Raw genomic sequence first — 13,407 nt, 5'->3', positions numbered from 1 at the left:
GTTTCCGCCCCACTGTAGTGCCGAGACACCTGGCACTGGACTGTCGTCTTCCTGTGCTTTCCACTGCTTCCCACAAGCGCCTGTGCTTCGCATAAGCGCTTACGTACGCGTTCCCGTACATGTTCGATGGAAAGACGCTCGCATTCGGCTGTTGGTTGCCGAACGGCGCCCGCGGGGGCGACGTGACCGATCTCAAGCGGGCACCGGTCGGGCACTGGTCAGGCACTTTTACGGGCAGAGCCGACCAATCAAGATCACTTGCCGGTGGGTGGCGGGCGTGTTGTCAGTGACAGGTGCGAGGATGCCTTCAGTACTGGCCGACGTGCCCGTGTGCGGTGGGGGAATCTGCGGTGGGGGGACCGCGGCACAGCCTCGCCCTCCTCGCGGGTGCCTGCGCGGAAGGGACCGCTGGCGGCGATGCAGATCCGGCTGACCGTCGTAGACCCGCTGGGCTCGCCCTCGGAGCCGCGGGGGCGAGCCGCGGCCTGCGATGTGCTGGTCACCGCTCCCGCCGGGACGGCGTTGGCAGCGGTGGCGGCGGGTCTGGCCTCGGCGGTCGGCGGTGAGGGCGCAGGCCAGCACGACCGCGGTCGCGAGCTCGGCGGCGGTCCCGTCGTGCTGTACGCGGGCGCCGAGCGCCTCGACGGCCAGCGCTGCACGCTGGGCGAGCCGCCCCTGACGGACGGCGCCGTGCTGTCCCTGGGCTCCCCCGCCGAACCCGGTCCCGACGTGGACGGGGTGGCGGCCCGGCTCCATGTCGTCGCGGGCCCCGACGCGGGCGGCGTCCATCTGCTGCACGGCGGCCGGATCGACATCGGCCGCTCCGCCGACGCGGACGTCCCGCTGGACGACCCCGACGTCTCCCGCCTGCACTGCGCGGTCACGGTCACTCCCGAGGGCCGCGTCTCGGTCGCCGACCTGGGCTCCACGAACGGCACGACGCTGGACGGCACCCAGGTCGGCACCCGCCCGGTCCGCTTCGGGCAGGGCGCGCTCCTGCGCGTCGGCGAGTCCGCCCTGCGGCTGGCTCCGCCCGGTGGCGCGGATCCGGTGGGCACGACGCCCGACGGGGAGGGCCATGTCAGGGTCACCACCCCGACCGGTACGACCACCCGCCCGAAGCCGCCCACCGGCCCCGGCCCCGCGTCGTCCTCCGCCGCTCCCGCGGCCCCCGCCGGTCCTTCCGCTCCTGTCGTGCCCCACGCGCGCGTGGGGGGCGCCTCCGGTGCCGGCGTGCCGCCCGTCGGTGACACACATCACGGCTTCGGATCGGCGGAGTGGGGAGCCGCGGGTGGCGTCCCCGGAGCGCAGGAGCACGGCCCGGTCGTGCCGGAGCAGGGCCGGGCGCCCCGGATCGAGAGCAGGCCCGCGCAGGCGTCCGGCCCCGACACGTCGATGGGCGGAGCCACACCCCGAGCCGCGGCCGGCCCCGAGCCGGGCACCCGCAAAGGCACCCCCACGCGGGGCACCGACGTACCGCCCGGTGTGCGCAGGCGGGGCGGGTTCGGCGCGTGGGCGCGTCGGCTGGCCGGCGGCCGGGGCGAGCTGCCGGGCACCGGACCGGGGGCTCCGTACGACACGAACGGGAATGACCGGGCGGCGGAGTTCCTGGCGGCCTCCCTGCCCACGCAGGCCACGGAGAGCTGGCCCGATCCCGCGACGCTGCTGCTCACCGCGCTGGGTCCGGGACCGCGGCTGTGGGAGCGCGGCCCGGGCCACCCGGAGACGCTGACGGTGCGGCTGGGCACGGCGGACCGGGCGGCGCCCGACGGTTCGGGGCTGGTACCGGCGGTGCCGGTGACCGCGGGCCTGCGGGAGATCGGCTCACTGGGCCTGGCGGGGCCGCGGGCGCGGCTGGCCGGGCTGGCCCGCTCGGTGGTCGCCCAGATCGCCGCGCTGCACTCCCCCGACGCTCTCGACATCGTCCTGATCAGCGCGGACCGCTCCCGCACGGTGGAGGAGCGCACCGCCGAGTGGTCCTGGCTCGGCTGGCTCCCGCATCTGCGACCCACCCACGGCCAGGACTGCCGTCTCCTCCTCGCCTACGACCGTGAGCAGGCGACGGCCCGCACGGACGAGCTCCTGCGCCGCCTGGAGGACCAGCTGACGGAAACGGGCGGCGCCCGGGGTGCGTACGACAAGGCCGATCGCGTCCCCGCGGACGCGCGGGGCGGCGCACGGCGCCCGTCCTGGGCCCGCGACGAGGACCCGACGGGCGCGGACCGGGACTTCGAGGGGCCATTCACCGTGCTCGTCGTCGACGGGGACCCCGGAGGCGCCGACGTACGGGAGGCGGTGCTGCGGCTGACACACGAGGGCGCGCGGGCAGGCATACATGTGGTGTGTCTGGCCGAGACCGTGTCCGCGTCGCCCGCGTCCCCGGTGACGGAGACGTACGAGGCGGCCTGCGAGGCGTCACCGGCGTTCCGGGAGTGCGGAGCGGTCGCGCTGCTCAGCGGGGACGTGGCGACGGCGTTGCGGCTGATGCGGGTGGGATCCGACGGGCCCGTGGGGCACGGCACGGTCGCCGCGGTGGACGCGGTGTCACTGGCCTGGGCGGAGCGTTTCGCGCGCGCCCTCGCCCCCCTCCGTACGGACGGGGCGCACGCCGACCGCCACGCGCGCGTGTCCGCGCCGCTCCCTCAAGCAGCCCGTCTGCTGGACGAGTTGGGACTGGCCCGGGCCACCCCTGCGTCGCTCATGGCCCGTTGGGCGGACGCGGCGGACGACACGGAGGCGCTCGGCGGCCGCGGCCGGGCCGTCCTCGGCGCCGGGCCGCGCGGCCCGGTCGCCGTGGACCTGCCCACCGAGGGCCCGCACCTGCTGATCGAGGGCCCGCCCGGCAGCGGTCGTACGGAGCTGCTCCGCGCGATCGCCGCGTCCCTGGCCGCCGCGGAGCGCCCCGACCGGCTCGGGATCGTGCTGATGGACGGTCGGGACAGCACCGGGGGCCACGGCGCGGGCCAAGGAGCGGAGGGGCTGCGGGTCTGTACGGACCTGCCCCATGTCACCACTCACCTCACCGCCAACGACCCCGTAAGGATGCGGGAGTTCGCCCAGTCGCTCAGTGCCGAGCTGAAGCGGCGGGCCGAGCTCCTGGGCCGGCTCGGCTTCGCGGAGTGGCACACGCGCGGCGAGGTGTCGGGCCGGATGGTCGCCCAGCGCACGCCCAAACCCACCCCGGGAGCGAAGCCCGGCCCGGCCTCTCCCTCCGCCTCCGGCGCCGCGGATCTCGACGCGCCCCCCAGTTCGACCCTGCGGCTGCGCCCGGCGGCTGCCCGCGAACGGACGGATCCGGGCCCCCCGTTGGCCCGTCTCGTCGTCATCATCGACGACCTGGACGCGCTGCTTTCCCCCGCGCTGGGTTCCCCGGGACGGCCGGCGGCCGGTTCGGTCGTACGGGCTCTGGAGGCCGTCGCCCGCGAGGGTGACCGCCTCGGTGTGCACCTGGTGGCGGCCGCCGCGGACGACGGCCGCACGGCGACCACCGAACTGGGCCGCGCCGCCTCGCTCCGTATCTCCCTCGACCCGGTGTCCCCCGGCGCGGACGAACCCGCCCCCGGCCGGGGCCGCCTGTCCACTCCCGACGGTCGCCTCACGCCCTTCCAGGCCGGCCGGGTCACGGGCCGCATCCCCCGCACGGCCACCCTCCGCCCCACGGTCGTCCCCCTCGAATGGCACCGCATGGGCGACCCCCCGGCCCGCCGCCCCGTCCGCGAACTCGGCAACGGCCCCACGGACCTGGCCCTGCTGGCCAGCGCGCTGGAGCGGGCGGCGAGGTCGGTGGCGGCGGTGGAGATGCCGTCGTTGCTGTAGGTCTTCGACGGCCGTACGCCACACTCGGCCCTCATGAGTGACGTGAGTGACTGGTATCTGCAGCGGGAGTACGGGGTCCGGTTCGAGTGGGGGGCCGGTGGGGCGGAGCGGGTCGCGGGCGGGGTCGGGTGTCTCGTGGTGGTGGACGTGTTGTCGTTCACCACCTCCGTGAACGTCGCCGTCGAGGCGGGGACCCGGGTCCACCCCTATGCCTGGCGGGACGAGACGGCGTCCGTCTTCGCCCGGGACAACGCCGCGGAACTGGCCGTCGGGCGGCGGGCGGTCACCCCGGCCTCTCCCTGGTCGCTGTCCCCCGCCGCGCTCCGGCGGGCCCCGTTCACCCCCCGGCTCGTCCTCCCCTCGCCGAACGGATCCGCCATCGCCGCGGCGGCGGGCGGATCGACCGTGGTCGCGGGCTGTCTGCGCAACGTGTCGGCCGTCGGCCGATGGCTGGCGCTCCATGGTTACGGGACCCTGGAACGGCCCCTCGCCGTGATCGCCGCGGGCGAGCGCTGGCCGGACGGCAGCCTGCGGCCCGGGCTGGAGGACCTGATGGGGGCCGGAGCGGTCATCGCCGCACTCCTGGCGACGGGCGGCGCCGGACCGCTGTCGCCCGAGGCCGCCGCCGCACGGACCGCCTACACCGGGACCCCCGACGCGGCCGGCGCCGTGGCCGCCTGTTCCTCCGCCCTGGAACTGGCCCGGAGCGGCTTCGCCGACGACGTGGCGATCGCGGTCGAGGTGGACGCGAGTACGACCGTGCCCGTCCTCACCGACGGCGCCTTCACCGCGGGCACTCACACCGCCGGCAGCCCCCTCGACGGCGCTGCCCACACCGGCCCGTCCACCCCACGCCGCCCGGCTGACCCGCCATCACCCGGCGTTCCCCTCCTTGCGCCACTTCCATCGCCGGAGCGCCTGCGCCGCACAGAGTCCGCACCGCGTTCGCACAGCCGCCCACGTCACGACCCAATCACGATCACCCACTTGACAGCGCAGGCGCTCTTGCCGCCCTCGATGCCCCGGGCGTAGACCAGAGCGCACGGGACAGCGCCGGACGTTCGACGAGGAACGAGAACGGGGCAGTGATGCACAGAGCTCTTCGTACACACAGGTCGCCCAATCACTCGACGCACAGGTCACGCAGGGCCGCACAGAACCGCAGGTCACCCAGGGCCGCACAGGCCGCCGCAGCCGCCGTCGTCGTCGCGCTCGCCCTCACCGCGTGTGGCGGTGGCAGCAAGGACAAGAAGGAGAACGGCGGTACGAGCAGTGCCAGTGCGAGCGGCGACACCGTCACCCTCCCCAAACTCAACGGCGAGAGCCTCGAAGTCGCCGCCGTCTGGACCGGCGAGGAGCAGAAGAACTTCAAGACGGTCCTCGCGGAGTTCGAGAAGCGCACCGGCGCGAAGGTGACCTTCGTGGCGGCCCAGGACCCGATCATCAACTTCCTCGGTTCGAAGATCGCGGGCGGCCAGCCGCCGGACGTCGCGCTGCTCCCGCAGCCCGGCGCCATCAAACAGGCCGTCGACAAGAAGTGGGCCAAACCCCTCGGCCCCGAGGCCGTGGCCGAACTCGCCAAGAACTACTCGCAGGGCTGGCAGGACATCGGCAAGGTGGGCGGCAAGCAGTACGGCGTGTACTACAAGGCCGCCAACAAGTCACTGATCTGGTACAACGCCAAGGTCTTCGAGAACGCGGGCGCGAAGGAGCCCAAGACCTGGCAGGAGCTGCTGACCACCGCGCAGACGGTCTACGACTCCGGCGTCACCCCGTTCTCCGTCGGCGGCGCCGACGGCTGGACCCTCACCGACTGGTTCGAGAACGTGTATCTCTCCCAGGCGGGCCCGGAGAAGTACGACCAGCTGAGCCAGCACAAGATCAAGTGGACGGATCCGTCCGTCAAGCAGGCCCTCACCACCCTCGCCGGGATCTGGGGCAAGAAGAACTACGTCGCGGGCGGCGCAAACGGCGCCCTGCAGACGGAGTTCCCGGGCTCCGTCACCCAGACCTTCACCGGCGGCGACCAGCCCAAGGCGGGCATGGTCTTCGAGGGCGACTTCGCACAGGTCAACATCGGCGAGACCAAGGCCAAGGTGGGCACGGACGCGAAGGTGTTCCCGTTCCCGGCCGTGGGCAGCGCGGCGCCCGTGGTGTCCGGCGGCGACGCGGCCGTCATCCTGAAGGACTCCAAGGCGGCGCAGGCACTGGCCACCTTCCTGGCCTCCCCGGACGCGGCGACGATCCAGGCCAAGCTGGGCGGCTACCTCTCCCCCAACAAGAACGTGCCGAACTCGGCGTACCCGAACGCGGTGCAGCAGAAGATCGCCAAGTCCCTGATCGCGTCGGGCGACGACTTCCGCTTCGACATGTCCGACCAGGCCCCGCAGGCCTTCGGCGGCACGCCCGGCAAGGGTGAGTGGAAGGACCTCCAGGACTTCCTGAAGAACCCGACCGACGTCGCCGGCACCCAGGCGACGCTGGAGAAGGACGCGGCGGCGGCGTACGGCAGCGGAAGCTGATCCGGCGATGACGTCGGCAACGGCCGGAGGAACCGCACCGGTTCCTCCGGCCCGTACGCGCAAGAGCGTGACCGGCACGCGCAGGACCGTGGCGCTGCTGTTCCTGCTGCCCTGTCTCGTGCTGCTCGGCGCGCTCGTGGTCTACCCGATCGGGTACTCGCTGATCCGCAGCTTCCTCAACCAGTCCGGCGACGGTTTCGCCGGGGTCGACAACTACAAGGCGCTGTTCACCGACGACGGCATCCGTACCGCCCTCAAGAACAACGTCATCTGGGTCGTGTTCGCGCCCACCGTCGCGACCGCGCTCGGTCTCGTCTTCGCGGTCCTCACCGAACGGGTCCGCTGGGGCACGGCGTTCAAGCTGGTCGTCTTCATGCCGATGGCGATCTCGATGCTCGCCGCGGGGATCATCTTCCGGCTGGTGTACGACCAGGACCCGAACAAGGGGGTCGCGAACGCGGTCTGGGTGGGGGTGCACGACACCTTCGCCGAGTCGTCGGCGTTCCCGAACGCCCACCCGGGACGGCAGTCGCCGCTCCGGCCGGAGAGGGGCGGGTTCCTCACCCAACAGGCCGTGCACGCCGGGCAGTCCGTCACCCTTCCGCTCGTCGGGGTCGCCCCGGACAAGATGCCGAGCGGCGCGAAGAAGGCCGTACAGGCACGGTCCGAGCCCGGCAAGGTCACCGGCACCGCCTGGCAGGACTTCACCCGGGGCAAGGGCGTCGGCAGGCTCGGCCAGGTCGACCCGGGCGAACTCGGCTATGTGGGGATGAAGATCGAGGCGGTGAAGGACGGCAAGGTCGTCGATTCGGCGAAGGTGCGGGGCGATGGCACCTTCACGCTCTCCGACAAGGCCGACGGGGCTCGACTCCGGCTCCCGGCGAGCAACTTCCGTGAGCCGTACAACGGCGTCGACTGGCTCGGCCCGTCGCTCGTCACCCCGGCCGTGATCGGAGCGTACGTCTGGATGTGGGCCGGCTTCGCCATGGTGCTCATCGCGGCGGGGCTCGCCGGCGTGCCGCGTGAACTCCTCGAAGCGGCGCGGGTGGACGGGGCCAACGAGTGGCAGGTGTTCCGAAGGGTCACCGTGCCACTGCTCGCGCCCGTCCTCGCCGTCGTCCTGGTCACGCTGATGATCAACGTGCTGAAGGTCTTCGACCTGGTCTTCATCATCCCGCCGGGCTCGTCCCAGGACGACGCGAACGTGCTGGCCCTGGAGCTGTACCGGAAGGGCTTCTCCGAGGACCAGCCGGGCATCGCGAGCGCGATCGCCGTGTTCCTGCTGCTGCTCGTGATCCCGGTGGTGTGGTTCAACGTGCGTCGTCTGCGACGGGAGGTACGGCGATGACCACCCAGGTCGGCGGTCTGACGAAGACCGCGCCCCTCACCGGCGTCAAGGCCAGACAGTCGCTCGGCTCCCGGCTCGCGAGCGGTGTCAGCGGCGGGATCGTCCGGGTCTTCCTCCTCCTCGTCGGCCTGTTCTGGCTGGTGCCGACGATCGGGCTGCTGCTGTCCTCGCTGCGCACACCGGAGGACATGAGCGCGTCCGGCTGGTGGAAGGTCTTCAGCGAGCCCTCCCAGCTCACCGTGGACAGCTACCAGAAGCTCCTGGAGAACGGCGACATCACCGGTTCGCTGGGAAACACGGTACTGATCACCGTCCCGGCGACCGTCCTCGTCGTCGTCATCGGCGCGCTCGCGGGCTATGCCTTCGCCTGGATGGAGTTCCCGGGCCGCGACTGGTGGTTCCTGGCGGTGGTCGGTCTGCTGGTCGTCCCCGTGCAGGTGGCGCTGATCCCGATCGCCGAACTCTTCGGCAAGATCGGCATCTTCGGCACGATCTTCGGGGTGATCCTCTTCCACGTGGGCTTCGGTCTGCCCTTCGCGGTGTTCCTGCTGCGGAACTTCTTCGCGGAGATCCCCCGGGAGCTGCTGGAGGCGGCCCGGCTCGACGGCGCGGGTGAACTGCGCCTGTTCCTGCGGGTCGTGATGCCGCTCGGCGGTCCCGCGATCGCCTCGCTCGGCATCTTCCAGTTCCTGTGGGTGTGGAACGACATGCTGGTCGCGCTGGTGTTCTCCAACTCGGGCAGCCAGCCCATCACGGTCGCACTCCAGACGCAGGTACGCCAGTTCGGCAACAACATCGACGTGCTGGCGCCCGGCGCCTTCATCTCGATGGTCATCCCGCTGGCCGTGTTCTTCGCGTTCCAACGTCAGTTCGTGTCCGGGGTGATGGCGGGCGCGGTGAAGTAGCCGGACAAATAAGCACATCGGGGGCGAGCCGGGCACCGACTCGCCCCTCGGTGTTCACCCGGAATCCCCCGTATGCCACATCTGGCGTAACCAAGTCACTCCTTCGGCCGTTGCCGGGCAGTATGCCCGCGCCGACCCATGGATGTCCCTTGCCCAGGTTCAGTGTCATCGTCCCCGCGTACAAGGTTCAGGCATACCTGCACGAATGCCTCGAATCCGTGCTGGAGCAGTCCTATCCGGACCTCGAACTGATCGCCGTAGACGACTGCTCGCCCGACGCCTGCGGCGCGATCATCGACGAGTTCGCCGCCCGCGACTCCCGGGTCCGCCCCGTCCGCCTGCCGGGGAACGTGGGCCTCGGCCGCGCCCGCAACGCGGGGCTCGAACACGCCACCGGCGACTATCTGGTCTTCCTCGACGGCGACGACACCCTCACCCCGGACTCCCTGCGCGCGATCGCCGACCGGCTGAAGGAGACCGCCGAACCGGACGTCCTGGTCTACGACTACGCGCGCACCTACTGGAACGGGGACATCGTCCGCAACCACTTCGCGGAGCAGCTCAGCGAGCGAGGCCCCGCACCCTTCCGGCTCGACGACCGGCCGGGGCTGCTCAGGGTCCTGATGGTGGTGTGGAACAAGGCGTACCGAAGGGAGTTCGTCGAGCGCGAGGGCCTGTCCTTCCCGCCCGGCTACTACGAGGACACCCCCTGGACCTACCCGGCGTTGATCTCCGCCGAGACGATCGCCACCCTCGACCGGGTCTGTGTGCACTACCGCCAGCGCCGACAGGGCAACATCCTCGGCACCAGCAGCCGGGGGCACTTCGACATCTTCGAGCAGTACGACCGTGTCTTCGCGCATCTCGACGCGCACCCGGAGCTGGCACGCTGGCGTCCGGTCCTGTTCCGCCGCATGGTCGACCACCTCTCCACGGTGTTCACCAAGGCAGGGCGGCTGCCGCGCGGCACCCGCGCCGAGTTCCTGCGCAAGGCCCGCACCCACTACCGGCGTTACCGCGCCCCGGGCGCCCCCGTCCGCCCTCGCACCCGTCTGCGGCACGCCCTGGTCCGGCTCGGCAACCACCGCACGTACCGCCTGCTGGGCCTGGCCACGAGTACCCACAAGAAGGCCCTGCGCGGCGTCAAGGGACTGCTGCGCAAGGTCCGCGGCGGCGCCCTCCAGTTCCACTACCGCGTCCAGCTCCGCCTGCCGCTGCGCGCCGACCGTGCCGTCTTCTCCAGCTACTGGGGGCGCGGCCACGGCTGCAACCCGGGCGCCCTGGAATCCGCGTTCCGCGAGCTCGCCCCACACATCCGTACGGCGTGGATCGCGCATCCCGAGCACCACCACACGATCCCGGCCTCGACGCGCCGCCTGCGGCCCGGTACGACGGCGTACTGGACGGCGCTCGCCCGCTCCAAGTACCTCGTCAACAACGTCAACTTCGACCGCCGGCTGGTCAAGCGCCCCGGCCAGATCATGATCCAGACCCAGCACGGCACCCCACTCAAGTACATGGGCCTCGACCTCCAGGACCGCCCGGCGGCCGCACGTGACACCGACTTCGCCGAGCTGCTGCGCAGCGCCGACAAGTGGGACTACTGCCTGTCGGGCAACCGCCACTCCACCCTGATCTGGGAGCGCGTCTTCCCCGCCGCGTACACGACGCTGGAGTACGGCCTCCCCCGCAACGACGTGTTCCAGCGGGCGACCTCGACGGACGTCACCCGGCTGCGCCAGTCCCTCGGCATTCCCGAGGGCACGGTCGCCGTCCTGTACGCGCCGACCTACCGCGACTACCGCCGCACCCAGCGCCTCACCCTCGACCTGGAGCGCGTCCTGCGCCGGCTCGGCCCCCGGTTCGTCGTCCTGACCCGCGCCCACCACTCGTACGCCGCCGCGCTGAGCACCCGCTCCGGGGCCCGGCTCATCGACGTCTCCGACCACCCGAGCATCGAGAACCTCTGCCTGGCCTCGGACGCGCTGGTCACCGACTACTCCTCCCTGATGTTCGACTACGCGGTCCTGGACCGGCCGATCGTGATCCACGCGGACGACTGGGAGGCGTACCAGGCCTCCCGGGGCACCTATTTCGACCTGCGGGACTTCCCGCCTGGAGCGGTCGCGCGCAGCGAGGACGAGCTGATCGACATCTTCGCGACCGGCCACTGGCGCGGCTCCCGTTCGACCCAGCTGCGGACCGCGTTCCGCGAGCGGTTCTGCCCGTACGAGGACGGCCGCGCCGCCGAGCGGGTCGTACGCCATGTCGTGCTGGGCGAGAGCGCCGGGCTGCCGCGGGTGCTGCCGCCCGCGCAGCGCCACCCGGTCCCGTCGGCCGCCGCCCGCACCCGGACTCCCCTGGCCACCGTGCCCGTGCCCGCCACCCCCGTCACCGTCGCCGAGACCCTCTGAACCGGAGCAGGCATGCCCTCCAGCCCCTCCCGGCCCACACCGACGAGACCCGTCACCTGGCGCCCCGCCGGGCGGCCCGGGCGCCGACACCCACCGGCACCCCAGCAGTAGCCCAGGAAGCAACCAGAGAAGTAAACAGAGAAGTAAGCAGAGAAAGAGCAGAATGCCCCGCTTCAGCATCATCGTCCCCACTCATGGAGTCGCCGGGCGGCTGTCCCTCGCACTGGACTCGGTCCTCGACCAGTCCTTCGGCGACTTCGAGCTGATCCCGGTCTGCGACGGGCCGGACTCCCCGGCGGGCGAGGTCGCCGCCGGGTACGCCGCGCGGGACTCCCGGGTCGCCCCGGTCCACTCACCGCCCGCGGACGGACTGAGCGGGGCGCGCAACACCGGGACCGGGGCGGCGGGCGGCACGTATCTGCTCTTCCTCGACGGCGACGACGTCCTGGTGCCGGGCGCGCTGGCCGCCCTGGACCACAGGCTCCAGGAGGGGCCCGAGGAGGTGGACGTCCTCTACTTCGGGCACGAACGCATCCACTGGTGGGACGTCGAGACCAGCACACCGTCGCTCCCGAAGACCCCGGAGGGGGTGTTCACCCCGGACCGGGCGCCGCGGCTGACCGGGGCGGGCCTTCCGGCGTGGAGCGCGGCCTACCGCCGGGCGTTCCTGCGGGAGCGGCGCCTCGCCTTCCCCCCGGGGCACTTCACGGATCTCGGCTGGGGCGGCCTGGTGACGGTCGCCGCCGGGCGGGTGGCGGTGCTGCGCCAGGTCGTCGTACGGCACCGGCTGCGGCGGCAGGGCAGCCGCCTGAACACGCCGGGCGAGCACCAGTTCCAGCTCCTCGACCAGGTCGACCTGGTGCTGAGCCGGGCGGCCGAGGAGGAGCTGTCCGTGGAGCGGTCGCGGGCGCTGTTCGGTGACCTCTTCGCGGCGGTGCTGAAGTCGGCCGCCCATCCGAAGCGGCTTCCTCTGCACCGGCGCCGGGCCTTCTTCCGGCGTGCGGGCCGGCTCTACCGGCGCCACCGGCCCGCCGGATTCCGGCCGCCGCCGGGCCGGATCGGGGTGCAGTACCGGCTCCTGGCGGCCGGGGCGTACAGCGCCTTCCGCGCACTGCGCGGCGTCAGCCGGCGGATGACGAGGGCGAGGATGGGGGTCCCCCCTGGTCGAGCGAAGTCGAGAGCTTGGGGGAAGCTGCCGCGCCCCCGCCGGCTGAGCGCCCGCGCACGGTACGCCGCGCAACTGCGCCTCCCCCTCGACGAGAACCTCGTCGTGTACTGCGCCTACTGGGGCCGCGGTTACGCCTGCAGCCCGGCCGCGATCCATGCCAAGGCCCTCGAACTCGCCCCGCATCTGCGCTCGGTGTTCCTGGTCGAGGCCGACGCGGTGGACCAGGTCCCGGACGGTGTCGACCACGCGGTGATCGGCAGCCCGCGCGCCTGGGAGGTGCTGGCCCGTGCCAAGTACCTGGTCAACAACGCCAATTTCGCGGACGGTGTCGTCAAGCGGCCCGGCAGCGTGCACCTGCAGACCCAGCACGGCACGCCGCTGAAGACGATGGGCGTCGACCAGTCGACGTATCCGATCGTGGCCGCCGCGACCGGCAGCTTCGCCAAGCTGCTGGCCCGGATGGACCGCTGGGACTACAACCTCTCCTCCAACCGGCACTCCACCCAGATGTGGGAGCGGGCCTTCCCTGGCACGTACGAGACCCTGGAGTACGGCTATCCGCGCAACGACGTCTACTACACGTCGACCGCCGAGGACGTGGCCCGCGTCCGCGCCCGGCTGGGCGTCCCCGAGGGCAGGACCGCCCTCCTCTACGCGCCCACGCACCGCGACTACAGCACCGGCTTCGAGTCCCGGCTCGACCTGGAGGCCTTCTGCGAGGAGATCGGCGACGAGTTCGTCGTGCTCCTGCGCGCCCACTACTTCTACGACGAGGGCAGGGGCAGAAGCAGCGGCCGGATCATCGACGTGACCCGGCACCGGTCCTCGGAGGACGTCTGTCTGGCCGCCGACGCGCTGATCACGGACTACTCGTCGATCATGTTCGACTACGCCAACCTCGACCGCCCGATCGTCGTGTACGCGGACGACTGGGAGGTCTACCGGGAGACGCGGGGCGTCTACTTCGACCTGATGAAGGCACCGCCGGGCCCGGTGGTGCGCACCCCGGGGGAGCTCGCGGGGGCCTTCCGTGACCGCTCCTACGCGGACGACTCCTCGCGGGCCCTGCGGGCCGCGTTCCGTGAGCGCTTCTGCCAGTTCGACGACGGGCAGGCCGCCGAGCGGGTCGTCCGCAGGGTGCTGCTGGGCCGGCCGCCCGAGGCGATCCCCCCGGTGATCCCCCTCGCCGAGCGCCTTCCGGCCCCCGCCGCGTCCACCCTCGTAAGGAGCTGAC

The 13,407-nt window shown here is 72.2% G+C and carries 7 protein-coding genes; all 7 read left to right on the top strand.

Translation table 11 applies throughout. From position 1 onward, the window contains the following. Window positions 1-417: 417 nt before the first annotated feature. The 7 genes from SMIR_RS23190 (at window position 418) to SMIR_RS23160 (ending at window position 13,406) form a co-directional block, all read left to right on the top strand. Entirely contained in the window at window positions 418-3,816 is a 3,399-nt protein-coding gene (locus tag SMIR_RS23190) for an FHA domain-containing protein (protein ID WP_212728393.1), read from the top strand. A 33-nt stretch (window positions 3,817-3,849) separates the two neighbouring features. Next, the gene (locus SMIR_RS23185; RefSeq protein ID WP_212727313.1) at window positions 3,850-4,848 is read left to right on the top strand and encodes a 2-phosphosulfolactate phosphatase; all 999 of its coding nucleotides are present in this window, start codon (window positions 3,850-3,852) and stop codon (window positions 4,846-4,848) included. Between the two features lie 56 nt (window positions 4,849-4,904). Beyond that, on the top strand, window positions 4,905-6,338 hold the full coding sequence (locus tag SMIR_RS23180; RefSeq protein WP_168492140.1) for an ABC transporter substrate-binding protein: 1,434 nt from the start codon (window positions 4,905-4,907) through the stop codon (window positions 6,336-6,338). 7 nt (window positions 6,339-6,345) lie between these two features. Further along, window positions 6,346-7,686, top strand: coding sequence for a carbohydrate ABC transporter permease (locus SMIR_RS23175; RefSeq protein WP_211118719.1), 1,341 nt, complete (start codon window positions 6,346-6,348; stop codon window positions 7,684-7,686). Continuing rightward, entirely contained in the window at window positions 7,683-8,591 is a 909-nt protein-coding gene (locus tag SMIR_RS23170) for a carbohydrate ABC transporter permease (protein ID WP_168492143.1), read from the top strand. Before SMIR_RS23175 ends, SMIR_RS23170 begins: the two co-directional genes overlap by 4 nt. Before the next feature lie 149 nt (window positions 8,592-8,740). Next, window positions 8,741-11,005, top strand: coding sequence for a bifunctional glycosyltransferase/CDP-glycerol:glycerophosphate glycerophosphotransferase (locus SMIR_RS23165; RefSeq protein ID WP_168492145.1), 2,265 nt, complete (start codon window positions 8,741-8,743; stop codon window positions 11,003-11,005). A 163-nt stretch (window positions 11,006-11,168) separates the two neighbouring features. Continuing rightward, entirely contained in the window at window positions 11,169-13,406 is a 2,238-nt protein-coding gene (locus SMIR_RS23160) for a bifunctional glycosyltransferase/CDP-glycerol:glycerophosphate glycerophosphotransferase (RefSeq protein WP_168492147.1), read from the top strand. The last annotated feature ends 1 nt before the right edge of the window (window position 13,407 follow it).

This window comes from Streptomyces mirabilis (assembly GCF_018310535.1).
In the GTDB taxonomy this organism is placed as follows: domain Bacteria; phylum Actinomycetota; class Actinomycetes; order Streptomycetales; family Streptomycetaceae; genus Streptomyces.
Note: the sequence above shows the minus strand (reverse complement) of the source record. Positions and strands in the feature narration are given on the sequence as shown.

Coding starts and splice junctions, on each gene's coding strand:
- SMIR_RS23175 (WP_211118719.1), top strand. CDS start 6,346: ATGACGTCGGCAACGGCCGGAGGAACCGCACCGGTTCCTCCGGCCCGT.
- SMIR_RS23185 (WP_212727313.1), top strand. CDS start 3,850: ATGAGTGACGTGAGTGACTGGTATCTGCAGCGGGAGTACGGGGTCCGG.
- SMIR_RS23180 (WP_168492140.1), top strand. CDS start 4,905: ATGCACAGAGCTCTTCGTACACACAGGTCGCCCAATCACTCGACGCAC.
- SMIR_RS23170 (WP_168492143.1), top strand. CDS start 7,683: ATGACCACCCAGGTCGGCGGTCTGACGAAGACCGCGCCCCTCACCGGC.
- SMIR_RS23190 (WP_212728393.1), top strand. CDS start 418: ATGCAGATCCGGCTGACCGTCGTAGACCCGCTGGGCTCGCCCTCGGAG.
- SMIR_RS23160 (WP_168492147.1), top strand. CDS start 11,169: ATGCCCCGCTTCAGCATCATCGTCCCCACTCATGGAGTCGCCGGGCGG.